Source organism: Kitasatospora sp. NPDC008115 (genome assembly GCF_042957205.1).
In the GTDB taxonomy this organism is placed as follows: domain Bacteria; phylum Actinomycetota; class Actinomycetes; order Streptomycetales; family Streptomycetaceae; genus Kitasatospora.
The window spans coordinates 137,163-163,856 of record NZ_JBIBHU010000018.1 but is presented as its reverse complement, the minus strand read 5'-3'; the positions used below and the strand labels follow the sequence as shown (position 1 = coordinate 163,856).

Here is a 26,694-nt window from a genome sequence, read left to right as displayed (position 1 = left end):
CTCGGGCTCATCGCTGCCTCAGGGCCGGGCGCGGCGCGCGGCCGCCTGTTGCCGCCGGGCACCGGCCCGGCGTCGGTGCTCCGCGCGTTCGCGCGCCTCCGATCCGGGGGCCTCCGGCGGCTCCCCTGCGGACCGGGCCAGATGGGCGGCCAGCGAGGCCACCGTCGGGTGCTGGAACAGCTCGACCATCGACACCCGGTGCCCGGTGTCGGCGGCGAGCAGCGAGCGCAGCTCGGCCATCAGCAGCGAGTGCCCGCCCAGGTCGAAGAAGTTGTCGTGGGCGCCGACCCGCTCGATCCCCAGCACCTTGCGCCAGAGCCCGGCGAGCGTGCGCTCAAGTCCCGTGCCGGGCGCGGTGAACGGCGCCGCCTGCGGACGCCCGTCGTCCGGCTCGGGCAGCGCCGCCCGGTCCACCTTGCCGCTCGGGGTGAGCGGCAGGGCCTCCAGCACCGCGAACGCGGCGGGCACCATGTACTCGGGCAGCCGCTCGCGCAGATGGGCGGCGAGCTCGGCGGGCCCGGGCGGCTCGATGCCGCCGGCCGCCGTCAGGTGGGCGACCAGCCGCACGTCCCCGGCCCGCCGCTTGCGGGCCGTCACCACCGCCTCGCGCACCCCGGGGTGGGCGGTGAGCGCCGCCTCGATCTCGCCCGGCTCGATCCGCAGGCCGCGCAGCTTCACCTGGTGGTCCAGCCGGCCCAGGAACTCCACCGCGCCGTCCTCGCGGAACCGTGCGAGGTCCCCGGTCCGGTACAGTCGCGCCGCCGGGTCCGGGCCGAACGGGTCCGGCACGAAACGCTCGGCGGTCAGCTCCGGCCGGTTCAGGTAGCCGCGCGCCAGGCCCCGGCCGCCGATGTGCAGTTCCCCGGGCACCCCGACCGGCACCGGGCGCAGCGCTGCGTCCAGCACATGGACCCGGGTGTTGGCGATCGGCCGGCCGATCGGCACCGGGCGGCCCGGGTCGCCGTCCGGGCGGCAGGTCCAGTGGGTGACGTCGACGGCCGCCTCGGTCGGGCCGTACAGGTTGTACAGCCGCGCCCCGCAGCGGGCCAGGAAGCGGTCCTGGAGGTCGCGCGGCAGCGCCTCGCCGCTGCACACCACCCGGCGCAGGCCGACGCACTCCTCCACCGGCTCCCGGAGGAACAACTGGAGCATCGACGGTACGAAGTGCACCGTGGTGATCCGCTCGGCCTTGATCGTCCGGGCCAGGTAGCCCGGGTCCCGGTGGCCGCCCGGGCGGGCCAGCACCAGGGTCGCGCCGGCGGCCAGCGGCCAGAAGAACTCCCAGACCGACACGTCGAAGGAGAACGGCGTCTTCTGGAGCACCCGGTCGGTGGCGTCCAGCCGGTAGGCGTCCTGCATCCACAGCAGCCGGTTGCGGATCGCCGCGTGCACGTTCATCACGCCCTTGGGCGTTCCGGTGGAGCCGGAGGTGTAGATGACGTAGGCGAGGTCCTCACCGCCGACCCGGGCCTGCGGCGCGGTGTCCGGCAGCTCGCCCGGCGCGGCCTCGAACTCCTGCACGCCCAGCACCTCGGCCCCGGTCTCGGGCAGTCCCGCCGGCACCCCGCGCCGGGTCAGCAGCACCGGCACCCGGGCATCGCGCGCCATGTGCTCCAGCCGGGCCGCCGGCAGCTCCAGGTCCAGCGGCAGATAGGCGCCGCCCGCCTTGAGCACCGCCAGCAGCGCCACCACCAGTTCCGGCGAGCGCTCCATGGCGACGCCCACCACGACGTCCCGGCCCACCCCCAGACCGCGGAGCCGGTGCGCCAGCCGGTTGGCCCGCCGGTCCAGCTCCCGGTAGCCGACCGAACGCCCCTCGAAGCGCAGCGCCTCCGCCTCCGGGTGCAGTCGCGCCCGCTCCTCGAAGGCCTGGTGGATCCAGCCCGCCCCGGCCGGCCACTGCCGCGCGGTGGCGTTGAACTCCTCGACGACGCGGCGCCGTTCGCCCTCCGTCAGCAGCTCAAGATCGTCGACCGGCCGGTCCGGGGCGGCCACCGCCTGCTCGGCCAGCCGGCGGAAGTGCCCGGCCAGCCGGACGACGGTGGACTCGTCGAACAGGTCGCGGTCGTACTCGAACCAGCCGCTCAGCCCGCCGTCCCGGTCGAAGGCCTGCAACTCCAGGTCGAAGCGGGCGCCGCCGCTGCGCACCAGCACCTGTTCCAGCTTCGCGCCGCCCAGGGCGAGGTCCGGCACCGCCTCCCGGCCGTAGGCGAAGCTCACCTGGTACACCGGCGGCCGGCTGAGGTCACGGGCCGTGTTCAGCTCCCCGGCCACCAGCTCGAACGGCACCTCCTGGTGCTCGTAGGCGCCCAGGCAGGCGGCGCGGACCCGCTCCAGCACCTCGGTGAACGACGGCTCGCCGTCCAGCCGGGTGCGGATCGGCAGGGTGTTGACGAAGTAGCCGATCAGCGGCTCCAGTTCGGGCCGGTCGCGGACGGCGGTCGGCACGCCCACCACCACGTCCCGCTGCCGGCTGCAGCGGGCGAGCAGCACGGTGAAGACGGCCAGCAGCGCCATGTAGGTGGTCGCGCCGCGCCGGTGGGCCAGCGCCGAGAGCTCCCGCATCAGCGGCTGCGGCAGCTCGAACGGCAGCGCTCCGCCGCGGAAGCCCTGCACGGCGGGCCGCGGCCGGTCCGTCGGCAGCTCCAGCGCGGCCGGCGCCCCGGCCAGCCGCTCCCGCCAGTACGCCAATTGCCCGTCCCAGTGGCCCTGTTCCCGCCGCTCGCGCTGCCAGACGGCGAAGTCGGCGTACTGCACCGGGAGTTCCGGCAGCGGCGAGGGCCGGCCCTCGCCGAACGCCGCGTACAGGGCGGCGAGTTCGGACAGCAGCACCCAGAACGACCAGCGGTCGGAGACCAGGTGGTGCAGCGCCAGGACCAGCACCGACTCGTCCTCGGCCGTACGCAGCAGGGTCAGCCGCACCGGCGTCCCGGCCTCCAGGTCGAACGGCTCGCCGATCGCCGCCTCGGTGATCCGCGCCTCCAGCTCCGCCGCCGTCAGCCCGGCGCCCCGCAGGTCGACCTCGGGCAGTTCCGCCGCCGCCGCCGGCCGCACCAGCTGGACCGGGCGGCCCTCGCGCAGCCCGAAGCCGGTGCGCAGCGCCTCGTGCCGGCGGACCACCTCGGTGAACGCGGCGCGCAGGACTCCGGCGTCCACCGGCCCGCGCACCCGAACCGCGCCCGGCACCACGTACGCCGGGTTGTCGGGGCGGACCTGTTCCAGGAACCACATGCCCTGCTGGAAGACCGAGAGCGGGAAGACGTCCTCGGCGGCGGCCTCGGTAAGCCGGTCGGCGCCCCGCTTCTCGGCCAGCAGCCGCTCCAGGCGCGCCCGCTGCTCCGGGGTCAGGGCGGCCAGCCGGTCGTCGAGCTCAGCCATCGGCCCGCTCCTTCTCCCCGGTCACCTGGTCCAGCAGGGCGAGCAGTTCGGCGTCCCGGTCGGCCGCGCGGGCCACCCGGCGGATCGTCGCGGAGTCCTCGCCGCGCTCCGGCGCCGGGCCGGCCGCCAGCTCGCCGGCCACCTGCTCGGCGAGGCTGCGCACGGACGCGCCCTTGAGGAAGTCGGCGACCGTGACCTTGACGCCGAGCCGGCCCTGGATCTCGTTGCGCAGTTCCACGGCCATCAGTGAGTCCAGCCCGAGGCCGGACAGCGGCGCGTCGGCGTCCACGGCGGCCGCGCGCGAGCCGAGCGCGGTGCGCACCCCGGCGGTGAGCCCGGCCACCAGGGCCTCGACGCGCTCCTCGGCGGGGGTGCGCAACAGCTCCTCGGCGGTCGGCAGCGCGCTCGCGGCGGCGCGGCCGGGCGCGCCGGGCGGCGTCTGCCGCCGCTCCGGGCGCTCCGGGCCTTCCCGGCGCTCCGGGCGTTCACCACGGACCCGGCGGGCCGGGGTGGTCGCGCCGCTCGGCTCGTGCCAGCAGCGGGTGGCGGCGAACGGGTAGTGCGGCAGCGGCGCGCGGGTCCGCGCGTAGTCGCGGTCGAACGCGGCCCAGTCGACCTCCGCCCCCTCGGTGTACAGCCGGCCGAGGCTGCCCAGCAGGATCTCCCAGTCGTCGTACTTGGGCCGCAGGCTGGGCAGCATCAGCACGTCGTCGCCGGTCAGCACCTCGCGGACCAGGCCCAGCAGGGTCGGCGCCGGGCCGACCTCCAGGAAGGTCCGGTACCCCAGCCCGTACAGCGAGCGCACCCCGTCGGCGAACAGCACCGGCTGCCGCGCGTGGTCCAGCCAGTACCCGGTGTCCAGCGGCCGGTCCCACGGCCAGGCCCGGCCGGTCAGATTGGACACCAGCGGCAGCCGCGGCGCACCGAAGGAGACCTTCTCCAGGGCCGCCCGCAGCGGCTCCAGCACCGGCTCCACCAGCGGGGAGTGCGAGGAGGTGGAGATCCGCAGCCGGCGCACCTCGGCGCCGCGCGCGGTGAACGCCGCGCAGACCGCGTCGACGACCTCCCGCACCCCGGACACGGTGGTGTTCGCCGGGCCGTTCACGGCGGCCACCGAGACCAGGGCGGCGTCATGGCCGGCGAGTTCGGCGGCGACCTCCTCCGCCGGGGCGGAGATCGCGGCCATCGCCCCGGACTCGGCGAGCCGCTGGAGCAGCCGCCCCCGCTCGGCGACCAGCCGCAGGCCGTCCTCCAGCGGCATCGCGCCCGCGAAGCAGGCGGCGGTGTACTCGCCGAGGCTGTGCCCGACCACGGCGGCCGGCTCCACGCCCCAGGAGCGCCACAGCTCGGCCAGCGCGAACTCCACGGCGAACAGGCCTGGCTGGGCGTACTCCATGGTGTTGATCAGCTCGCCGTCCGCCGCCGAGGCGGGGTACACGGCGGAGAGCAGCGGCGCCGGCAGCACGTCCCGCAGGATCTCCTCGCAGCGCTCCAGGGTGCGCCGGAAGGACGGCTGGGTCTCGAACAACTGCCGTGCCATGCCCGCGCGTTGCGGACCCTGGCCGGTGAACAGGAAGACCGGCTCGGCGGTGGCGCCCCGGGCCGTGCCCAGGTGCAGCCCCTCGCCGGGGTCGTCCCGGACGAAGTCCGCCAGCCGGTCCGCGATCTCCCCGGCGGTGGCGCCCACCGCGGCGAGCCGGTGCGGGAAGTGCGAGCGGCCGGTGTTGGCGGAGTAGCACAGGTCGGGCGCGGCCCGCGGACCGGCCGCCGCAAGCCGGTCCTGGTAGCGGCGGGCCAGCTTGAGCAGCGCGCCGCCGCTCTTCGCCGACAGCGCCAGCACGGAGAGCGGGCGGGCGCCGTCCGGCTCCGCCGCCGGGAGTTCCGGCGCCTGCTCCACGATCAGGTGCGCGTTGGTGCCGCTGAAGCCGAAGCTGCTCACCCCCGCCACCCGCCGCTGCGCCCCCTCCGGCCACGGGGTGAGGCCGGTCGGCACCGCGAAGCCGGTCCCGTCGAAGGAGATGTGCGGGTTCAGCCCGCCGAAGTGCAGGTTCGGCGGGATCAGCCCGCGCTCCACGCAGAGCACGGCCTTGATCAGCCCGGCGATGCCGGCCGCCGCCTCCAGATGGCCGAGGTTGGTCTTCACCGCGCCCAGGTAGAGCGGCTCGCCCTCCGCGCGGCCGTAGACCTCGGCCAGCGCCGCCACCTCGATCGGGTCGCCCAGCCTGGTGCCGGCGCCGTGCGTCTCGATGTAGCCGACCCGCTCCGGGCCGACACCGGCGGCGGCCAGCGCGCCGCGGAACACCTCGCGCTGCGCCGCCCCGTTCGGCGCGGTCAGGCCGGAGCTGCGCCCGTCCTGGTTGACGGCCGAGCCGCGGATCACCGCGAGCACCCGGTCGCCCTCGCGCCGCGCGTCGGAGAGCCGCTTGAGCACCACCACGCCGCAGCCCTCGCTGCGCACGAAGCCGTTGGCCGCCGCGTCGAAGGTCTTGCAGCGGCCGTCGTCGGCGAGCATCTCCGGGAACTGCGAGAAGGAGATCGCCGCGTCGGGGGAGACGACCGCGTTGACGCCGCCGGCCATCGCCAGGTCGCACTCGCCGAGGCGCAGGTTCTGGCACGCCTGGTGGACCGCGACCAGCGAGGAGGAGCAGGCGGTGTCCACCGAGACGCTCGGCCCGCGCAGGTCCAGCAGGTAGGAGAGCCGGCCGCTGGCGATGCTGTGGGCGACGCCGGTACTGGCGTGGGCGGTGATGTCGGCGGGCTCGCGGAACAGCAGCCCCGCGTAGTCGTTGCTGCAGATGCCGAGGAACACCCCGGTGCGGCTGCCGGCCAGCGCGTGCGGGGCCTGCCCGGCGTCCTCCAGGGACTCCCAGGCGACCTCCAGGACCAGGCGCTGCTGCGGGTCCATGGAGACCGCCTCGCGGCGGGAGATGCCGAAGAACTCGTGGTCGAAGCGGTCGATCCGGTCCAGGAAGCCGCCCCAGCGGGTGCTGTGCCGGCCCGGGGTGCGCGGGCGCTCGTCGTAGAGCGCGTCGACGTCCCAGCGGTCGGCCGGGATCTCGCCGATCGCGTCGGTGCCGGCGGTGAGCAGTTCCCAGTACGCGTCCGGGTCGCCCACCCCGCCGGGGAAGCGGCAGCCGACGCCGATGACGGCGATCGGCTCGGTGCGGGCCCGCTCGTGGGCGTCGATGCGGTGCTGCATCCGCTCCATCGTCAGAAGGGCGCGCTTCATCGCGGTCATCGACGCGGACCGGTCGTCGGGCGCGGCGGTTCCGGTGGCAGTGGTTCCGGTGACGGTGGTCCCGGTGGCTTCGGGCCGGGTGGAGTCGTCGCGTGTGGTCATCGTCCCTGTCCCCGGTCGGTCGGATGGGCGTCGGCATCGGTGCGGGCGTCTGCGTCGGTGCGGGCGTCTGCGTCGAACTGCTCGGTCCTGGTGAGGAGGAGGGCTTCGAGTTCGCTCTCCGAGAGCCCGTCGAGGTCGGTGGCGGGGGCGGTCCGGTCCTCGGCGGGGGCCGCGGCGGGCGGTGTGGACGTTTCGGCCTCCAGCGGGATGCCCATCCGCTCGGCGAGGAACGGCACCAGCGCGTCCAGCGTCGGGTACTGCCACCCGAGGGTGGCGGGAAGCGGCACGCCCAGCGACTGCTCCAGCCGCGAGCGCAGCTCCAGGGTGCGCATGGAGTCGAAGCCGAGACCGGCCAGCGGCGCCGAGCCGTCGATCGCGGCGGCGTCCGCACCGGGGCCGTCGAGCACCCGGGCCGCCAGCTCCCGGCAGTGCGCCACCAGCAGCGCCCGGCGGCGCCGACCGGGTTCGACCGCCAGCAGCCGGCGGCGGAGCGCCGCCCCGCCGTCGGACCCGGTGTCCGGCGCGCCGGGCCCGGCCGCCGCCGCCCGGACGATCGCGGCCGGGCTGCCCAGCAGCCGGGCGAGCGAGCCGAGGCCCTCGCCGTCCACGCTCAGCGCGGGCAGCCCGAGCGCCCGGCGGTGCACGGCGAGCGCGTCCAGGCAGGCGCCGAGCGCGCTCTCGCGGCCCGCTCCGGTGGCCGGGTCGCACAGCACGAAGAAGTCCAACTCCCGCTCGCTCGCGGCGAGGTGGAGCTGCCAGGCCTCGGCGGCCCGGGCCGCCGAGGCGCCCAGCGGGTCGTCCTCGGCGGCGCCGTCCTCCGGGCCGCCGGCGAGGTGCACCACCCCGGCCACGGCCAGTGCGGCCAGCAGCGCCGCGGCCTCCCCGGGCCGGGCCAGGTCGGCGACCGGCAGCGTGACCTCCACGCCCCGGGCGCGCAGCCCCGCCACCGCCTCGGCGGCCCGGCCGGCGTCGGCGCCGGGCGAGCGGACCAGGGCGATCCGGCGCGCGCCCAGCTCCGCCAGCCGCCCGGCCGCAGCGAGGGCGGCGGGCGTCGTCCCGCCGGTCACCAGGTAGCCGGCCCGGCCCGCCCGGACCACCGCCGGGCTCGGCGGCACGGCGATCTCCGGCGCCGGCCCCGGCCGCAGCACCAGCTTCCCGAGGTGCCGGGCCTGCGCCATCGCGGCGAACGCCTCCCGGGCCTCGCCGAACGGGTGGACGGTGACCGGCAGCGGCCCGAACTCCCCGCCGTCGAAGCCCCGCACCACCTCCGCGAACAGCTCGGCGAGCAGCTGCGGCCGCGCGTGGAAGGCGTGGTCGAGGTCGACGGCGAACAGCGCCCGGTTCCCCTTGAGGTGGCCGAGACCGACCGGGTTGTCGTCGAAGATGTCGCGCTTGCCCAGCTCGACGAACCGCCCGCCCGGCGCCAGCAGCGCCAGCCCGCGCCGCAGCGCCTGCCCGGTCAGCGAGTTGAGCACCACGTCGACGCCGCGGCCGGCGGTGGCCTCGGCGACCTCGTCGGCGAAGGCCGTCGAGCGCGAGTCCATCACCCGCTCCACGCCGCCGAGTTCGCGCAGGAAGCGGCGCTTCTCCGGCGTTCCGGCGGTGGCGAACACCCGGGCCCCGCGGCGCCGGGCGACCGCCAGCGCGGCCAGGCCCACCCCGCCGCTCGCCGAGTGGATCAGCACCGTCTCGCCGGCCCCCAGCCGGGCCAGGTGGTCGAGGCCGTAGACGGCGGTGAGGAAGGCGACCGGCACGGCCGCCGCCTGCTCGTCGTCCAGTGCCGCGGGCCGGGGCGCCACCAGGTGCGCCTCGGTGGTGGCGTACGCCGCCAGCGCGGACGGCACCACGGCCATCACCCGGTCCCCGACGCGGAAGCGGTCGACGCCCGCGCCGACCGCGCTGACCCGGCCCGCGCACTCCACGCCCAGCGGGGCGCTCCCGGTGGCGCCCGGGTAGGCGCCCATCGCCTTGAGCACGTCGCTGAAGTTCAGCCCGGCCGCCGCGATCTCGATCTCCACCTGTCCGGGGCCGGGCGCGGCGCGCTCCCAGCGGGTCGGCGTCAGGCTCTCCAGCAGGCCGGGGCGGACCGCCAGGATGCGGTGGTTGGTGTCCACCTCGGGGTCGAACGGCCGCCGCTGCCAGCCGGGTTCGGTGCCGTCGGCGGAGTCCTGCGGCACCCGCACCGGGACGTACCGGGCCGGGCCGCGCAGCGCGGCCGCCGGCTCCCCGGCGGGGCGCAGCAGTACGTCCAGCAGCCGGGCGGCGTCGTCCCCGGCCGGGTCCGGGTCGAGGTCGACGACCAGCGGGCGGGGCGCGCCGGGTCCGTCCGCGGCCGGGCCCCGGAGCAGCGCCTGGGCCGGGTCGGGCGCGGGGTCACGCCCGCCGACCCGCTGGGCGCCCCGGGTCAGCAGGGTGAGGCGCGGGGTGCCGGGCAGGCCCTCGTCGGCCAGTTCGCGGACCAGTTGGAGGGCAGGACGCACGGCCTGCTCGTGCTCCTCGCTGAGCGGGAACGGCGCGGCGCCGTCCGGCCGGGGGCCGGGGGCGGCGTCCAGGCCCCAGGCGTGGACCACCCCGGCCCAGGGCTCGTCGCCCGCCGCGCGCAGCTCCTTGAGCAGGGCGGTGAGGTCCTCGGGGCGGCGCGGGTCGAGTTCGAAGTGCAGCGGGTCCAGCCGGCGGGAGCGGTCACCGGGGGTGACGGTCACCCAGCTGCCGCGCCGGGCGACCAGTTCGGCGCCCAGCGCCGCGGTGACGCCGGTGCGGTCGGCGAACAGCAGCCACCGTCCGGGGGCGCCGGCCGGGGGAGCGGCGGCGCCGTCCCCGGCGGCGGCCCACTCCAGCGCGAACAGGGCGTGCCGGTCTTCGCCCGCCGCGTCGGCCCTCGCGTCGCCGGTCGTCGTCACAGGGACGGGCGGCGGCGTCGCATCGGCCGGTTCGGGGGCGTAACGGCTACGCTGCCAGGGGTAGTTCGGCAGGTCCAGGACGGCCCGGGGCAGCGCCGGTGCCGCGCCGTCCTCGTCGGAACCCCGTTCGGTGAGCACCACCCCGGGCGGTGTGCCGCCCCCGGCCAGCGCGCGCAGCGCCCGCAGCGCGGCGGCCCGGTCGGCGGCCGTGATCCGGGCCCGCAGCCGGTGCCGGGCCCGCCCGGCCCCGGCCGTGTACGCGAACGCCGGGTAGTCGGCCTCCGCCAGCCCGGCCAGCCGGCCGTGCAGGGCGCCCGCCAGCGCGCCCAGCGCCTCCGGGGTGCGGGCCGACACCTCGAAGCCGCCGACCGTCCCCGCCGGCGCGGCGCTGTCGTTCCCGGCCGCGCCGAGCACCACCTGGGCGTTGGTGCCGCCCATGCCGAAGGCGCTGACCAGCGCGTGCCGCCCGGCGCGCTCCGGCCACGGCCGCAGCGCGGACGGCAGGGTGATGCCGGTGCCGTCCAGGTCGATCAGCGGGTTGAGGGTGGCGAAGTTGACCAGCGGCGGTACCTCGCGCCGCCGCAGGCAGAGCACCGCCTTGATCAGGCCGATCACGCCGGCCGCGGACTCCGGGTGCCCCAGATTGCCCTTGACCGAGCCGACCGCCAGTTCCGCCCCGCCGTTGCGGCGGCCCAGCGCGGCGGCGATCGCCTCCATCTCGATGGTGTCCCCGAGTGAGGTGCCCGTCCCGTGCGCCTCCACCAGGCCGATGTCGGCGGGGGAGAGCCCGGCGTCCGCCAGCACCTCCCCGGTCAGCGCCACCTCGGAGAGCACATTGGGCGCCGTGAAGCCGGTCGAGCGGCCGGTCTGGTTCACCGCCGAGCCGTGCACCACCGCGTGCACCCGGTCGCCGTCGCGCCGCGCGTCCTCCAGCCGCTTGAGCACCAGCACGCCGCAGCCCTCGCCCCGGGTGAAGCCGTTCGCCCGGGCGTCGAACGGGCTGCACCGCCCGTCTGGCGACAGCGTGCCCGCCAGCCGGTGCAGCCGGGTGGCGCGCGGCGACAGCACCAGGTTCACCCCGCCGGCCAGCGCCACGTCGCACTCCCGGCGGGCCAGCGCCTGCCGCGCCAGGTGCACCGAGACCAGCGAGGACGAGCAGGCGGTGTCCACCGTGATCGCCGGACCGGCCAGCCCCAGCGCGTACGCGACGCGCCCGACCGTGAAGCAGTGGCCGTTGCCGCCCGCCCAGTGGGTGTCGAGCTCCCCTCGGTGCCAGTCCCAGTACTCCTGGCCGGTGATCCCGACGAACAGCCCGGTGCGGGCCGCGTCCAGCCGGTCCGGCGGCAGCGCCGCGTTCTCCAGGGCCTCCCAGGCGACCTCCAGCAGCAGCCGCTGCTGCGGGTCGGTCCCGCGCGCCTCCGCGGCACCCATGCCGAAGAACTCCGCGTCGAAGTCCATCACCTCGTCCAGGAAGCCGCCGGTGTGCGGCAGCCGCTCCCACTCGGCGGCGAACGGCCCGCGCCGCCCGGCCGGCAGCGGGCCGGTGAGGTCCCGGCCGCCGGCCAGCGCGGCCCAGTAGCCGTCCAGGTCGGCGATGCCGCCCGGCAGCCGCAGGCCGATGCCGACCACGGCCAGCGGGCCGGTGCCGCTCGCGGCGTCCAGCTGTGCCCGCAGCCTGCGGACGGTGTCCAGCGCCCTGGTCAGCGGGGTGGGCGCGGCGGCGGTCGGCTGCTCCGTCGTCTGCTGCGCCGTCGTCTGCTGCTCCGTCATCGCACTCAGCCCTCGCCGTCCGTGGCCGCGTCCTGGCCGGCCGCCCCCGCCGCCTCGCCCGCCGGCTCCTCGCCGAGCAGCCGCTCCGCCAGGACGGCGGACAGCGCCCGGGGCGTGCCGTACGTCCACAGCAGGGTCGGCGACAGCCGCAGCCCGAACGCCGCCTCCAGCCGGTTGCGCAGCTCCAGGCCCATCAGCGAGTCCAGCCCGAGCGCCTTGAACGGGGTGTCCCGGTCGACCGCGCCGCTGTCCAGCCGCAGCACCCGGCCGGCCAGCTCCCGCACCTTGGCCTCCAGCAGCTCCGGCCACCGCTCCTGCGGCGCGGCCCGCAGCCCGGCGAGGAAGGCCGCGCCCGCGCTGCTGCCGCCGCCCCCGTGCCGGGCCAGCTCGCGCAGCGCGCTCCAGCTCTCCAGCGTCACGGCGTCCGGGTACGCCTCCAGGTACTGCCGCAGGTCGATCGGCACATAGGCGACCACCTGCTCGTCACCGCCCAGGAAGCCCTCCAGCGCCCGCCAGGCCTCCTCGGTGGAGAACCCGGCCATGCCGCGCTCCGCCAGCCGGGCGCCCCGGTTGTCCTCCGCGGCGGCCAGGCCGACGTCGGTGAACGGACCCCACTGCACGCTCAGCGCCGGCCGCCCGCGCCGCCGCCGGGAGACCGCCAGCGCGTCCATGAAGGCGTTGCCCGCCGCGTAGGCCGCCTGCCCGGCGTTGCCGAACAGCGCCGCCGCCGAGGAGAACAGCAGGAAGAAGTCCAGCGGGTCGTTGCCGGTCGCCTCGTCCAGGTTCACCGCTCCGTCCACCTTGGGCGCCAGCACCCGGTGCAGCTGCTCCGGCGTCAGATTGAGCACCGTCGCGTCGTCCAGCAGGCCGGCCGCGTGCACCACGCCGCGCAGCGGCGGCAGCTGCTCGCGCACCCGGCGCACCGCCGCCGGGTCGGCGACGTCCGCCGCGAAGGTCTCCACCACCACGCCGCGCGCCCGCATCGCCTCGATCCGCGCCACCGCGTCCCCGCCCGGCGCCGACCGTCCGACCAGCGCCAGCCGGCCCGCTCCCCGCCCGGCCATGAACTCCGCCAGCGACAGGCCGAGCGCGCCGAGGCCACCGGTGATCAGATAGCTGCCGTCGCCCCGGAACCGGCCCTCCCGCAGCGGCTCCGGCACCACCTCGCCGACCGTCGTCGGGTCGGACAGCACGAACTTTCCGATGTGATGGCCGCGCGCCATCTCCCGCATCGCGTCGACGGCCCGCGCGAACGGCCGGCGCAGCACCGGCAGCGGCCGCAGCCCGCCCTGTTCGACCCGCTCCCACACCTCGGCGAACAGCCGGGTGAACAGCGCCGGACGGCGGGCGATCACCCCCGCGAGGTCCAGCGAGGCCAGTGAGAGGCCCTTGCGGAACGCCTCCAGGCCCAGCGTGCGCCCGCCGTGGATGTCGGCCTTGCCCACCTCGACGAACCGGCCGCCGTCCGCCAGCACCTCCAGGCCCAGCGGGATCGCCGCGCCGGTCAGCGAGTTGAGGACGACGTCCACCCCGCGCCCCCCGGTCGCCTCGCGGACCAGCCGCGCCCAGGAGAGGTCCCGGGAGTCGAAGACGTGCCGGACGCCGAGCCCGCGCAGATGGGCGCGCTTCTCCTCGCTGCCCGCCGTGGCCAGCACCTCGGCGCCCAGCAGCCGGGCCACCTCGATCGCCGCCAGGCCCAGCCCGCCGGCCGCCGAGTGGACCAGCACCGTCTCGCCCGGCGCCAGCGCGGCCAGGTGCCGCAGCCCGTACCAGGCGGTGATGGTCACCGCTGGGAACGCCGCCGCCTCCTCGTCGGACATCCCCGCCGGGATGTGCTGCGCGTGGTCGGCGAGCACCGTCCAGTGGCTGGCCAGCGCGCCGCCGCCGGTGCAGGCGACCACCCGGTCCCCGGGGGCGAAGCGGGTGACGCCCTCCCCGGCCCTGGTCACCACGCCCGCGCCGTCCAGGCCGAGCAGCCGGGGGTCGGCCGACGGGTCGGGGTAGCTGCCCATCACCTTCATCACGTCGATGAAGTTCAGCGCGGCCGCACCCACCGCGATCTCGATCTCCCCGGCGCCGGGCGCCCGCCGCTCCAGCGGGCGGAACGCCAGGCCGTCCCAGGTGCCCTGACGGTCCGGGGCGAGCCGCAGCGGCTGCGGTCCCGCCGACCGCCAGGCGGGCCGGGCCGGCTCCGCCGGGTCGTCCGCCGCCACAGCCGCGCCGCGCACCAGCCGGCCGACCAGCCGCTCGCCGTCGCGCAGCACCACCTGGTCCGCGCCGTCCCCGGCGGCCAGCTCGGCGGCACACCGCGCCGCCCAGCCCGGGTCCGCGCCCGCCACGTCCACCAGCACCGGCCGCAGCTCGGGGTGCTCACGGCGCAGCACCCGCCCGAAGCCCCAGTACAGGGCCGCGCCCGGGTCCACCTCGCCGGCCGCCGACGCCGGCGGCTGCGCGTCGGCGGTCACGACGGCCAGCCGGGGCACCAGCGGACGGGCGGCGCAGGCGCGCACCAGCGCGGCCAGCGCCGACAGGCCCGCGCGCTGGGCGGCGGGCCCGGCGTCCGCGCGCGGCGCCACGAACACCACGCCGCTCAGCCCGTCGACCGAGGCCAGCCGCTCCTCCCAGACCTCGCCGCGCTCCGCCTCCGCGCCGTCGGCCACCTGGGCCGGCGCGGAGGCGCCGAGCGTGCCGAGCGCCTCGGCCAGCTCGGCGGCCCGCGCCCGGGCGGCCGGGCCGCCCACCGCGTCCACCGCGCACACCGCCCACCGGCCGGGCGCCTCGCCGCCCGCCGCGCCCGCCGCGCCCTCCTCGCCCGCCGCGCCCTCCGGACGGGCCTGCGGCCGGAACTCCAGCCGGTGGATCCGCTCGGCGTCCGCCGCGCCCGGGTCCGCCGAGGCCGCCAGCGCCCGCATCCGCAGCCCCAGCAGGCTCAGCACCGGCCGCCGCGCGGCGTCGAACAGGAACAGGTCGACCTCCTCACCGCCCGCCCGGCGCACCGCGTGCGACCACAGCGCGGTGACCGGCTCCGCCAGGTCCTGGTGCAGATGGACCCGGTCCACGCCGACCGGAACCGCCGCCTCCTCGCCCGGGAACAGCGGGATCGACGCCTGCAGCGCCGCGTCCCACAGCGCCGGGTGCAGCCGGTGCGGATGGCCGGAGACCGGCAGCCCGTCCGGCAGCCGCACCTCGGCCAGGCACTCCGCCGCCTCCCCGCGCAGCCCCAGCACACCCTGGAACGCCGGGCCGTAGTTCAGCCCGCGCGCCGCGCAGTCCGCGTAGAACGCCCCGGCCGGGGCCGCCTCCAGGCCGAGCAGCCGCTCGGGGAAGGACGGCAGACCGGACGCGGTGTCCTCGGCCAGCACCCGCGCCGAGGCGTGCCGCACCCAGCCCTGCGCGCCCGGCTCCAGCGAGGACAGCGTGAAGCTGCCGCCGCCGGTGACGTCGTCCCGCCAGCCCAGCGCCACCGTCACCGGCTCCTCGGTGAGGGTGAGATGGCTGTGCAGGCCGACGTCGGCGAGCGTGCGGTGCGCCCCGCCGGTGCGGGCCAGCGCCGTGCGCAGCGCCAGCTCCAGCATCGCGGTGCCGGGCAGCACCACCGCGTCGTACACCCGGTGGTCGCGCACCCAGGGCAGGTCCGCCGGGGCCAGCTCCAGCGTGCCCGTCCAGGCGCCCTGCTCGGTCACCGACGGCATCAGCCGCAGCGCCTCCCCGGCGCCGCCCGCGGTGCGCCGGCGGGCCGGCTCCACCCAGTGCGCGGTGCGCTGCCACGGGTACGGCGGCACCGGCGCCCAGGCGTTCCGGGGCAGCGCGCCGAACGGCTCCAGGCCGCTCACGTACGCCCGGGCCAGCGACTCGCGCACCATGGCCGGCGAGCCCTGGTCGCGCCGCAGCGTCGACAGCACCTGCGGCGGGAGCGGCCGCTGCGCGGCCAGCTGCTCCAGCGCCGGGGTGAGCACCGGGTGCGGGCTGATCTCCACCACATGGGTGACCCCGGTGTCGAACAGCCGCTCCATCGCGTCGGCGAACATCACCGGGCGGCGCAGGTTGTCCACCCAGTACCGGGCGTCCAGCTCCGGTCCCTCCAGCGGGACCACCCGCACCGTCGACATCAGCTCGACGGCCCCCGGGCCCGGGCGCACCGTGCGCAGCGCCGCCAGCAGGTCCTCCTCCAGCTCGTCCATCTGCGGGCTGTGCGAGGCGTAGTCGACGTTGACCAGCCGGCAGAAGGTGCCCTCGGCCTCCAGCAACTCCCTGAGCGCCAGCACCAGTTCGGTGTCCCCGGAGAGCACGCAGCTGTTCGGCCCGTTGTTCACGGCCAGCGAGACGCCCTCCTCGAAGCCGGACAGCGCCGCCTTCGCGGCGTCCAGCGAGAGGTCCACCGCCAGCATCCGGCCCTGGCCCGAGGTACGCCGGGCGATCGCGCTGCGCCGGGCGACCACCATCGCGCCGTCCTCGTAGGAGAGGATGCCCGCCGCGGTGGCCGCGGTGACCTCGCCCTGGCTGTGGCCGACCACCACGTCCGGCCGCACGCCGGCCGCCCGCCACACCTCGCACAGGCCCAGCGAGACCGCCCACAGGGTCGGCTGCAGCATGTCGATCCGCGACAGCCACTCCTCGCCGGCCGCGCCGGAGACGACCTCCACCAGGTCCCAGTCGGTGTATGGCTCCAGGGCCTTCGCGCAGCGGTGGATCACGGCGGCGAACACCGGGTCCGAGGCCAGCAGTTCACGGCCCATGGCGTGCCACTGGGAGCCCTGGCCGGGGAAGACGAAGGCGGTGCGCCCGCGCGGCGCGGCGCGTCCGGTGAACACGCCTACCTCGCCGTCGGCGGCCTGGCCGGCGGCGAGCCGCTCCAGGGCCCCGGCCGCCTCGGCGGCGCCGGCGGCGGTGACGGCCGCCCGGACCGGGAACTGGTCGCGCTGCCAGGCGAGCGTGCCGGCCAGCGCGGGGAGCGCGGCGGCGCCGGAGGCCAGCACCTCGCGCAGTTCCCCGGCGCGCCCGGCGAAGGCCTGCTCGTTGTGCGCCGACACCGGCAGCAGCACCGCGGCGTCCCGGTCCGCGCCGGCGGGTTCCCGGGCGGCGGGGGCGGGGGCGGCGGTCCGCGGCGCGCCGGTCAGCACCACATGGGCGTTGGTGCCGCCCCAGCCGAAGCTGCTCACCCCGACGAAGACCTGCTCGTCGGCGGGCAGCGGCAGCGGCTCGCGGACCACCGTCAGGTTCAGCTCGTCGAACGGGATGTCCGGGTTGAGCTCGGCCGAGTGCAGGCTCGGCGGCACCAGGCCGTGCCGCAGCGACAGCAGCGCCTTGAACAGCCCGGGGATGCCGGCGGCGGCCTCCAGGTGGCCGATGTTGGTCTTCACCGAGCCGATCGGCAGCGGTCCCGCGTCCGCGCTGCGGGCCTGCCCGAGGACCCGGCCGACGGCGCCGGCCTCGATCGGGTCGCCGACGGCGGTGCCGGTGCCGTGCGCCTCCAGGTAGGCGACCCGGTCGGCGGGGATGCCCCAGTTCCGGTAGGAGTCGCGCAGCAGCCGCTCCTGGCCGAGCGGGCTGGGGGCGACGACGCTCTGCCCGCCGCCGTCGTTGTTCACCGCCGTGCCGGCGATGACGCCGTGGATCCGGTCGCCGTCCGCGAGCGCCCGGGCGACCGTCTTCACGTACAGCGCGCCGACCCCCTCGCCGCGCACGAAGCCGTTCGCCCCGGCGCCGAAGGCCTTGCAACGGCCGTCGGGGGAGAGGCCGCCGAAGTAGGTGAGGCCGATCGACGCGGTCGGGTCGAGCATCAGCGCGACCCCGCCGATGATCGCCGCGTCCACCTCGCCGGCGCGCAGCGCCTGGGCGGCGAGGTGCGCCGCGACCAGCGCGGAGGAGCAGCCGGTCTCGACGACCAGGCTGGGGCCGGTCAGGCCGAGGAAGTAGGAGACCCGGGCGGCGATCATGTCGAGCGCGTAGCCGGGCGCGGTGTGCTGGGTGACGCCGCTGCCGCTCTTGCGGCCGACGTGCTCGTAGTCGTGCCAGCCGGCGCCGACGAAGACGCCGGTCCGGGTGCCGGCCAGCGCCCGGGCGGGCGTGCCGGCGTCCTCCAGGGCCCGCCAGGCGGCCTCCAGCATCAGCCGCTGCTGGGGGTCGAGCATCTCGGCCTCGCGCGGGGAGATGCCGAAGAAGGTGGCGTCGAACAGGTCGACGTCGTCGAGGAATCCGCCGACGGCCTGGATCTCGCGCTGCGGGTCGAGCTGGGCGGTGGCGTCCCACCGGGCGGCGGGCACCGGACGGACGGCGTCGCGCCGCTCCGTCAGCAACCGCCAGAAGCTCTCGACGTCGGGGGCGTCGGGGAAGCGTCCCGCCATGCCGACGACGGCCAGGGCCTGGGTCGGGTCCTGGACCACAGGGTCTGTGTGCATGTCCTCTTCCTCTGGCATCCGTGGTGAGCGGGCTTCGGCCGCGGTCCGGTGCCCGGCCGGCGGCGCGCGGGGCACGCGGGCGGACGGGGACCGGCCGGCGCGGGCAGGGGTCGGGTCCTACGGGCGGCGCGCGGGCGGTGGAGGGTGTCGGAGCAGGCGGCTGTCGGGACGGCGGACGGGTGTGGACAGACGGGTGCGGATGCGCCGGGCGGGGCGGACGGGCCCCGCGCGGCAGTCGATCACCAGTGCGCATCGTGGTCCCCGCCGGTGACCGGGGACAAGGCTTTGACCTGCTTCTACTGACACTTGTCACGTCCCTGCCCCAGGGCGTCGGGTCGGCCCCCGGAGCCGGGATAAGTTGAGGGGTCACCGAATGACACGCGTAGACCCACCGGCCCCGCCGGTCCTGGCGGTCCTGCCGCGGCCATGTCCGCACCCGGACGCCCGGAGCCGTCGACGGGGCCGGACGGCGGGCCGCACACTTGGGCCTGCGGCCGGCACGATCACCAGGAAATCCGTTTCACGGGACCCTCGGGGGAGACCTAGTGACGACCATTCGTGTGTTGGTAGCCGATGAGCAACTCCTGCCCCTGGACGCGATCGCCGAGGTGCTGGCCTCCGTGAAGGACTTCGAGGTCGTCGGCGCGGTGAACCGCAGTTCGATGATCGTCCCGGTCGCGGTGCGCCGGCGTCCGGACGTGGCGGTCCTGGGGATGGGCACCGCGCAGGGCGGCTTCCGCCTGGTGCGGGAGCTGGGCCGGCGGCTGCCCGACTGCCGGATCGTCATCATGACGGCCCGGCCCACCCGGACGCTGGTGGACCGCGCGGTGTCGGCGGGCGTGCTCGGCGTCGTGCCCAAGCAGACGAAGATCCCGCGCCTGGTCGACGCCATCCGGGACGCCGCCGCCGGCGGCAGACCGGCCAGCGCGGTGGGTGGCAGAGCGGCGGGAGGCAGAGCGGCGGCGGCCGGGGAGACCGGGCCGCCGTTCGGCCCGGCCGCCCCGGCGGCCGTCGCCGAGCAGGTCCTGAGCGAGCGCGAACGGGAGATCCTGCGGCTCACCGCCACCGGCGCCTCGGTGAAGGAGGTGGCCCGCGAGCTCTACCTCGCCGCGGGCACCGTCCGCAACGTCACCTCGGGCGCCATGCGCAAGCTCGACGGGCGCAACCGCTTCGACGCCGCCCGGATCGCCTCCGAACGCGGCCTGCTGTGAGCCGCGGCCGCCGGGCTCAGGGCGCCGCCACCTCCGGCGCCCGCTGCGGCTCGTGCTCCAGCAGCCCGAGCCGGGTCGCCCGCACCATCGCGGTCAGCCGGTTGTCGGTCTCCAGCACCCGCAGGATCTCCGCGACGAACCGCCGCACCGTCCGGTCCGAGTAGCCGAGGTGACGGGCGATCGCCTTGTCGGTCGCCCCCACCGCCATCATCCGCAGCACCAGCCGGTGGGTGGCGGAGAGCGCCGGCGCCGAACCGCCGCCCCGGCGCCGCCGGGTGTACGGCGCGGCCGTCGACCAGCTGTGCTCGAAGACCAGGGTGAACAACTGCGCCAGCAGCCCGCCGTCGATCACCACCGTGCGGCGCGGCCCCTCCACCTGCGAGCGGGTGACCACCTTCTGCCGGTCGACGATGACCAGCCGCAGCGGCAGCGACTCGGCGGTGCGCACCTCGGCGCCCGCCTCCTGGAGCGCGTCGACGTACTCGACGACGGCCGGCCTGCCCAGCGCCGAGGCCGGCGCCACCAGCCGGTAGTGCACGCCCCGGCGCAGCAGTTCCACGTCCTCGCGGATACCGGTCTGGAACGGCTCGCGCTCGGCCTCGCTCGGCAGCATCACCGCCACCTCCGAGCGGCTGGCGGCGTGCAGCTCCCCGAGCCGGTGGCACAGCTGCTCGCGCGACTCGACCACCTCGACGGCCGGGCTGCTCCCGGCGGCGGACGGCGGGGAGAGCAGGCCGTCGGTCAGGTCGGAGATGAGGTCCTGCGCGCGCGGGTCGAGGGGCGTGTCCGGGTCCCGGTCGAGGAGTCCCTGCCCGGCCAGCCAGTCCACGGCCTCCCGGACGTCGTCCGGACAGGCGCCGAGCCGACGGGCGACCTCCGCCGGATCCGTGCGGCCGTCCTCGGTGCGGAGCAGCGCGTGGTGGACACGGTACGCAAAGCGGGGGTCGATCCCGGTTCCGGTTGCCGCCGTCATCGCCTTGAACTCCAGCCATAGATCCGGATCGTGAGCGGGAACGCGTGGTTGAACAGTGGGGAAACCGATTCCCCGGTGTGTTCGGGTGGCGACACTACTGCAAGGAATCGACCGGTCAAGGGTGCCGGGCCTGAACTCCGGGCATACCCCCAAGGGGTGACATATCGTCAATCCGAACGGCCCTGAGCCTTACACTGGCGCCCCGCCGGAGCGGGCGGACGCACCGCCCGGGACGACCGGCGCAGGTCCGCCGCCGGCCCGTCGCCCGGCCCGCCGCCGACGCGGTCGTCCTCGTCCTGTTCGTCTACCTGGCCGGCTACCTCGCCGTCACGCCGGCGGCCTTCTCGACCGCCACTCCGGCCCGGATCCGCGACTGGGCCCGCACGGAGCGCGGCACGGTGCTCCAGCGCTACCTCCTCGGCTCCGCCCCGGGCCCGGGCGTGTCGCTGTTCGTCGCGGCCGCCGCCATGCCGGTGTCCCTGCTCTGGCGCCCAGGCCACCTGGGCTCGGCCCTCCCCGAGCCGGCGCGGGTCGTGATCGCGCTCGCCCTGGTCGCCGACGCCTGGGTCTGCGCCCTGGTCTCCTTCGCGGTCGCCTTCCACGCCGACGACCTCGTCGAGGAGGAGCGGGCGCTGGACTTCCCCGGCCCGGACTGCGCCGAGTGGTCCGACTACCTGTACTTCGCCGTGTCGGTCATGACGACCTTCGGCACCACCGACGTCACGGTCCTCTCCCGGGAGATGCGCCGGACGGTGGCGGCCAACGCCGTCATCGCGTTCGTCTTCAACACGGTCACGGTGGCGAGCCTGGTGGCCGCCCTCACCTAGGGCCCCTCTTCAAGCCCCCGCCTGCCGGGCGGTGCGCCCCCGGCCTTCGGCCGGAGGTGCCCCCACCTCCGCCGTGCGATGCACGCACCCGGACGCCGCCCGGGCCGCCCTGCGGGCGGACGACGGGGGTTCGAAGACGGGCCCTGGTCTCTCGGCGGGCGGCCGGACACCGCTACCCGTTGTCGGTCCGTACCGCTACAGTCCCGGCCATGGTTGAGGATCTCGGGGGCGCCGAACGGGCGCCGGAGGAAGCGCAGGTGACGGACCCGGGGTTCCTGGTGACCGGGGATCCGCACGAGGTGGCGGCGCGGCTCGCCACGGCGGCCGGGCCCGCCGCCCGGCTGGCGGCGGCCGTGTACCGGGCGTCGGTGGAGGTGCACGGCGCGGCCGACGCCGCCACCCGCCGGCAGATCCTGGCGCTGGACGCGGCCCGCTTCGGCGACCGGGCGCTCGCCGCGCGGCTGGCCGAGGCGGTCGTCGAGCAGGTCCCGGACGCCCGGTGGCGGGTGGACTGGGCCACCGGCTCGGGCGTCCACCCCGCCTTCCTCGGCCCGCTCGGCGCCGCCGACGGCGCCTGGCCGCCGCCGCTGGTCGGCGTCGACGGCAGGCCGGCCGCGCTCACCCGCGACGCCGACGGCGCGCTGCTGCTCCGCGACCCGGCCACCGGCGACCCGCTGCTCCGCCCGGCGCCCGCCGGCCGCGCGCCGGGGGAGGAGTGCGCCGCGCTCCTCGACGGCCGCCCGGTCACGGTCCGCTGCGACGGCTACACCGCGCCCCGCCTCCTCGACCCCCGCACGGGCGAGGCGCTGGGCACCCTGGCCGCCGCCCCCGGCGCCGAACCCGACCCCACGCCGTCCGCGGTCGTGACGGTCGTGATCGACGGCCGGCCGCACGTGCTGGGCTGCGACGAGGAACGCTTCACGCTCTGGGACCTGGCCACGCGCCGGCCGGTCCGCGAGATCGAGCCGTTCGAGAAGGACGACCTCCAGGCCTGGGCGGTGGCCGGGCCCGACGGGCGCCCCCGGGTCGTCGCCGGCAGCTACGGCGGCTCCGTCGGCGTCTGGGACCTCACCTCCGGCGAGCGCCTCGCCGAAGCCCGCGCCGAGGACCGCGACCTGTGGCGGATGGCGGTGGCCGAGGTCGGCGGACGCCCCCGGGTGCTCACCGTCGGCAGCAACCCCTACGTGGGCGAGCCGCTGGAGGAGGCCGAACTGTGGAGCCTCGACCCGCTGCGCCGGCTGGACCGCCTGCCCGTCGGCTGGGGCGAGCTGACCACGGCCGCCGCGCACGGCCGCTGCTGGGTGGTCAGCGAGGGCGGCCGGGCCTGGGAGCTGTCGGACGCCGCACCGGCCGACCGGCGGACGCCCGGCCACCGGGCGCACGTCAGGGCGCTCGCGGGCACGGTGCTCGACGGCCGGCCGGTGGCCGTCAGCGGTGGCGACGACGAGGTGCTGCGGCTGTGGGACCTCGCCACCGGCGAGCCCGTCGGCCCGCCGCTGTCCACCGCGCCGTACCAGGACGAGTGGGAGGGCGTGACCGGCGTGCGGACCGTGCTCGCCGACGGCCGGGCGTACGCCGTCGCGAGCCATGTGGACGCCTACGAGAACGTGGCGCGCCGGGTCTGGGACCTCGCCGCCGGAACGGAGGCCGCGCCGCCGCTCGCCGAGGCGCTCGCCCGGGACGCCGCGGACGACCTGCCCGCCGCCGCGGCGGCGCTCGCGCCCGACGGGCTGACGGCGGCCGCCACCGGCACGGTCGGCGGCCGACCCGTCGCACTGTTCGCCGTCCGGCACCGCGTCCAGGTCTGGGACCTGTCCGGCGAACCGTCGGTGACCGGCGAACTCGCCTTCCCCCAGCCCGTCGCCGCCCTGGCCGTCACCCCGGACGGCCGGGTGCTGGCCGGGTTCGGCGAGGATCTCGCGCTGCTCTCGCCGCGCTGACGGAACGGCGGGCGAAGACATCGGCACACAGACAGTCGGAACGTCTGATCTGCCGTCAAAGTTCCTGGTTTTCCTGCGAACTTGTGTGAAGTCCCTTTAAGCTCCCGTTAACAATGGCGGCTCTCCGTCACACCCGGACTCCGCAGCGGAGTCGGGCCGGCGGGGCCCAACCGCATCATGAGAGCAGGGATGACAACGACACGTGATCAGGAACCCGGCGCCGCCGCGCGCGGCCCGGAGCGGCGGCGGCCGGGTGCGCCCGGCCGCCGCACCGTGGGGGGCGCCGCGGCGCTGCTCCTCGGAATCGGGGCGTGCTCGCTGCTGGCCGCCCCGGCCGCGTTCCCGCAGGCGGCCGACGGGACGGTGACGGTCCGCGTGGTGCGGGCCGTGGACACCGACGGTGTCTGGCAGACCGCCCTGGAGCCCGGCATGGCCGGCGTCAAGGTGACCCTCACCGACGACGCGGGGGCGGTCGTCGACGGCACCACGGCGGCCAACGGCACGGTGACGCTGACGCCGGGCACCAAGCTGACCGGCGGCAAGTACCGCGTCCAGGTGGTGAATCCGAAGCCGGGCAGGCTCTACCCGGCGTTCGCCTCCCGGAAGGGGCTGGAGGGCGCGCCCAATCAGCTCAGCAGCAACGAGGAGTTCGTCGACCTCACCGGCGGCAAGAACGTGGAGTTCACCACCGGGCTGTGGAGCCCTGGTGACTACTGCCAGCAGAACGCCCCGTTGATGACGACCTGCCAGCCGGCCACCCGCGAGGGCGGGACGCAGCGCACGCTGGTGTCCTTCCCGTACAGCGCGCGCGGCCAGGAGGGCGTGGACGTCAAGGCCACGAACATCGCCACCAACGCCCAGACCGGCACGCTGTACGGCATCGCGTGGAACAAGGCCGACCGGCGGGTGTTCTCCTCGGCGGTCGCCAAGCGCGCCACGGACTACGGCCCCGGCGGCGCGGGCGGGATCTACGTGACCGACGTGGAGACCAAGGCGACCACGCTGTTCACCACCGTCCCGAACGCCGGTTCCACCGCCCACGGCAGCGGCACCGACGACGGGTTCATCGCCACGCCGGGCAAGGAGAGCCTCGGCGGCATCAAGGTCACCGACGACGGCAAGGACCTCTTCGTCGTCAACCTCAACGACCGCAAGCTCTACCGCTACGACGCCACCGCGGCCACGGCCGCCGCGCCCAAGGCCGTCCACCCGATCCCGGACCCGGGCTGCCCCGCGGCCGGCGACTGGCGTCCCTTCGGCCTCGGCCTCCAGGACGGCGGCGGCTTCCTCGGCGGCGTCTGCTCGGGCGAGTCGACCGGCAAGGCGGCCGACCTGCGGGCGGTGGTGCTGCCGTTCGACCTGGCCACCGGCACGTTCTCGGCGCCGATCCTGAACCAGCCGCTGGACTACCCGCGCCAGACGACGGTCGGCGGCGGCCCCTGCGACGGGGCGGCCTGGTTCGCGTGGACCGACACCTGGCCGACCTCGCAGAACGGCAACGCGTGCGGCACCGCCACCATGGCCCAGCCCGAACCCGAGCTGGGCGAGATCGCGTTCGAGACCGACGGCTCGATGCTGCTGGCCTTCCGCGACCGCTTCGCCGACCGCGCGCCGTCCGGTGTCCCGTACGCCACCGTGATGTCGGGCGGTGACCTGAACAAGGCCTGCCCGGCGAACGGCGGCTACGTGATGGACACCAACAACGGCTGCGGACTGTCCCCCCGGGGCACCCGCTTCTTCGACACCAGCTGGGGAGGCCACCGCAACACGGCCTTCGCGGGCATGGCGAACTCCAAGGTCGAGAGCACCATCGCGACCTCCGCCTTCGACCCCAACCACACCGCCCTCGGCTACGGCACGTCGTTCCTCCAGCGGAACGGCGCGCAGGACCCGAAGTTCGGCTTCCGGCTGACCCCGAAGGACGAGGTCGCCCCGTTCGGCAAGGGCGCCTCGATGGGCGACCTGGAGGTGCTCTGCGACCAGGCGCCGCTCCAGATCGGCAACCGGGTCTGGTACGACCCCGAGCGCAGCGGCCTCCAGCTCCCGGGCCAGAAGCCGGTGCCCGGGGCGACCGTGAACCTCTACGACGAGGCGGGGAAGCTCGTCGGCACCAGCAAGACCACCGACCGCGGTGAGTACTACTTCGACGACACCAACGTCACCGGCGGCCTCAAGCCGCGCACGAAGTACACCGTCCGGCTGGACAACCCCGCCGACTACGCCAAGGGCGGCCCGCTGTACCAGTGGGTGCCGACCACCGCGGACGTCGGTGACAACGCCTTCGTCAACTCGAAGGGCGTCGTCCCGGCGGGCGGGCAGTACGCCGAGCGCGCGCTGACCACCGGCGGGCCGGGCGAGAACGACCACACCTACGACTTCGGGTTCCGGCAGCAGGAGGGCGAGCTGCGCCTGGTCAAGCACGACCAGGACGGCAAGCCGCTGGCGGGCGCGAAGTTCCGGCTCTGGAAGGAGACCAACGGAACCGACGGGCTGCAGAGCACCGGTGACAAGTCCGACACGGCGGTCGGCGAGCCCTGCACCACCGGGGCCGACGGCCTCTGCAAGGGCAGCGGTGTGGCCGGGTCGTACTACTGGCAGGAGGTGAGCCCGCCGGAGGGCTACTCCGCGCCGGAGAAGACGGTGTTCGGGCCGTTGGTGCTCAACGCCGACAACCTGGCGGCCGGAGTCGAGGTGACGGCCGTCAACCGGCTGATCCCGACGCCGACCCCGACGCCCACGCCCACGCCCACGGCGACGCCGACGCCGACGCCTTCCGAGACGCCGACGCCGAGCCCCACGCCGACGCCCACCCCGACGCCGACCGCGACGCCGGCGCAGACCCGGCCGCCGGTGCAGCCGTCCCCGGCCGCGCCGGCTCCGGCTCCGGCTCCGGGACACCTGGCCAACACCGGTGCCAACGAGGGCATCCCGGTGCTGGCGGCCGGTGCGGGCACGCTGACCGTGCTCGGAGCGGTGCTCGTGCTGCTGGCGCGCCGGCGCCGGGCCCAGCGGCAGTAGTCCGACCCCGGTAGCCCACCCGGGCGCCGTTGGCAGGGCGGGTCCGGAGACCTCAGGTCCCCGGGCCCGCCCGTGTGTTGTGACCGACCGATGAGAGAAGGCAAGCGCATGGCCCGGAAGACCAAGGCCGAACCCCCCAAGGCGCCCCCCGGGCCGGGTCGCCGGACCTTCTGGCCGAGGAGCCTGACCGCCCTCGCGGTGTGCGCCGCCGTGGTGGGCGGCCTGGTCGCCTACCGCGGCGCCTCCGAGGAGCCGCAGGAGCGGCCGGTGACCGTCGACGAGGCCTCCCGGCTGGCCCTGTCACGGCTGAACCTGTTCCAGGCCAGCCCGGTCGCGGTGGCCCTCACCGCCGCCGAGGGCGGGGGCGTCGGCGTCCGGGTCGAGGGCGTCGTCGACTACCGCACCCGCCGGGGCGCCGGCCGCTACCAGGTCACCGGGGCGAACGGCGCGCTCGACCACGGCCTGGTCGTCTGGGACGCCGGCGGCCTCGGGCTCGCCCCCGAACCGGCCGGCGTCGACGGCCCGGCCTGGCAGCAGGCCGAGCGCGTCCCCCGGCAGGGCTGGTCCTCGCGCACCTACACCGCGGACCCGCTGGACGCCGGGCTCCAACTGATCGTCGAACTCGGCGCCGACCGGCCCGACAACCCGCTGCTGCTCGCCCAGTCCGGCGCCCGCTGGCTGGGCCGCGAACGCCTCGACGGCCGCGACCACGACCGGTTCGCCGGCCCGCGCGCCCAGGGCGCCGCCCCCGACGGCGAGCGGTCGCCGCTGACCTACTGGGTCGACGGCGACGGCACGCTGCGGCGGGCGACCATGCGGATGCCGGGCCTGGGCACCCCGTCCACGGTGGAGTTCGGCGGGCGCGACGACACCGCGAAGCTTCCCGAGGCCCCCTGGCTCACCGGCTGACCGTCACCCGGCGGGCCTTCCTCCCGGCGG

The 26,694-nt window shown here is 76.5% G+C and carries 10 protein-coding genes; 5 read left to right on the top strand and 5 right to left on the bottom strand.

Annotation, left to right across the window (positions count from 1 at the left end):
* Positions 1-18 precede the first annotated feature (18 nt).
* From ACFZBX_RS23125 to ACFZBX_RS23110, 4 genes are read right to left on the bottom strand one after another with little or no spacing between them, the layout of a single operon-like run.
* A complete protein-coding gene (locus tag ACFZBX_RS23125) occupies positions 19-3,378 on the bottom strand; it encodes an amino acid adenylation domain-containing protein (RefSeq protein ID WP_391535667.1) in 3,360 nt (1,119 codons plus the stop codon).
* Positions 3,371-6,718, bottom strand: a complete 3,348-nt coding sequence (locus ACFZBX_RS23120; protein ID WP_391535666.1) for a type I polyketide synthase — start codon at positions 6,716-6,718, stop codon at positions 3,371-3,373. Before ACFZBX_RS23120 ends, ACFZBX_RS23125 begins: the two co-directional genes overlap by 8 nt.
* Entirely contained in the window at positions 6,715-11,388 is a 4,674-nt protein-coding gene (locus tag ACFZBX_RS23115; protein WP_391535665.1) for a beta-ketoacyl synthase N-terminal-like domain-containing protein, read from the bottom strand. Before ACFZBX_RS23115 ends, ACFZBX_RS23120 begins: the two co-directional genes overlap by 4 nt.
* Before the next feature lie 5 nt (positions 11,389-11,393).
* Positions 11,394-17,786: an SDR family NAD(P)-dependent oxidoreductase gene (locus ACFZBX_RS23110; RefSeq protein ID WP_391535664.1), complete on the bottom strand. Its 6,393-nt coding sequence runs from the start codon at positions 17,784-17,786 to the stop codon at positions 11,394-11,396.
* Positions 17,787-18,346: 560 nt separating this feature from the next.
* Between ACFZBX_RS23110 and ACFZBX_RS23105 the strand changes: the two genes are divergently transcribed.
* Positions 18,347-18,997 (top strand): DNA-binding response regulator, encoded by a 651-nt coding sequence (locus tag ACFZBX_RS23105; RefSeq protein ID WP_391535663.1) that lies wholly within the window; start codon positions 18,347-18,349, stop codon positions 18,995-18,997.
* 16 nt (positions 18,998-19,013) lie between these two features.
* Here the strand turns inward: ACFZBX_RS23105 and ACFZBX_RS23100 are convergent, their stop codons facing one another.
* The gene (locus ACFZBX_RS23100; RefSeq protein ID WP_391535662.1) at positions 19,014-19,970 is read right to left on the bottom strand and encodes a LuxR C-terminal-related transcriptional regulator; all 957 of its coding nucleotides are present in this window, start codon (positions 19,968-19,970) and stop codon (positions 19,014-19,016) included.
* A gap of 296 nt (positions 19,971-20,266) precedes the next feature.
* On the opposite strand from ACFZBX_RS23100, the gene ACFZBX_RS23095 reads away from it, so the two are divergent.
* The 4 genes from ACFZBX_RS23095 (at position 20,267) to ACFZBX_RS23080 (ending at position 26,664) form a co-directional block, all read left to right on the top strand.
* Positions 20,267-20,797: a DUF1345 domain-containing protein gene (locus ACFZBX_RS23095; RefSeq protein WP_391535679.1), complete on the top strand. Its 531-nt coding sequence runs from the start codon at positions 20,267-20,269 to the stop codon at positions 20,795-20,797.
* Positions 20,798-21,006: 209 nt separating this feature from the next.
* Positions 21,007-22,737: a WD40 repeat domain-containing protein gene (locus ACFZBX_RS23090; protein WP_391535661.1), complete on the top strand. Its 1,731-nt coding sequence runs from the start codon at positions 21,007-21,009 to the stop codon at positions 22,735-22,737.
* A 189-nt stretch (positions 22,738-22,926) separates the two neighbouring features.
* Positions 22,927-25,755 carry an SdrD B-like domain-containing protein gene (locus tag ACFZBX_RS23085; protein WP_391535660.1) on the top strand — a complete coding sequence of 943 codons (2,829 nt, stop codon included), beginning with the start codon at positions 22,927-22,929 and terminating at the stop codon, positions 25,753-25,755.
* Between the two features lie 108 nt (positions 25,756-25,863).
* Complete coding sequence (locus ACFZBX_RS23080) at positions 25,864-26,664, top strand: hypothetical protein (protein ID WP_391535659.1); 801 nt, start codon at positions 25,864-25,866, stop codon at positions 26,662-26,664.
* Positions 26,665-26,694 lie beyond the last annotated feature (30 nt).

Coding starts and splice junctions, on each gene's coding strand:
- ACFZBX_RS23125 (WP_391535667.1), bottom strand. CDS start 3,378: ATGGCTGAGCTCGACGACCGGCTGGCCGCCCTGACCCCGGAGCAGCGG.
- ACFZBX_RS23120 (WP_391535666.1), bottom strand. CDS start 6,718: ATGACCACACGCGACGACTCCACCCGGCCCGAAGCCACCGGGACCACC.
- ACFZBX_RS23115 (WP_391535665.1), bottom strand. CDS start 11,388: ATGACGGAGCAGCAGACGACGGCGCAGCAGACGACGGAGCAGCCGACC.
- ACFZBX_RS23110 (WP_391535664.1), bottom strand. CDS start 17,786: ATGCACACAGACCCTGTGGTCCAGGACCCGACCCAGGCCCTGGCCGTC.
- ACFZBX_RS23100 (WP_391535662.1), bottom strand. CDS start 19,970: ATGACGGCGGCAACCGGAACCGGGATCGACCCCCGCTTTGCGTACCGT.
- ACFZBX_RS23090 (WP_391535661.1), top strand. CDS start 21,007: ATGGTTGAGGATCTCGGGGGCGCCGAACGGGCGCCGGAGGAAGCGCAG.
- ACFZBX_RS23085 (WP_391535660.1), top strand. CDS start 22,927: ATGACAACGACACGTGATCAGGAACCCGGCGCCGCCGCGCGCGGCCCG.
- ACFZBX_RS23080 (WP_391535659.1), top strand. CDS start 25,864: ATGGCCCGGAAGACCAAGGCCGAACCCCCCAAGGCGCCCCCCGGGCCG.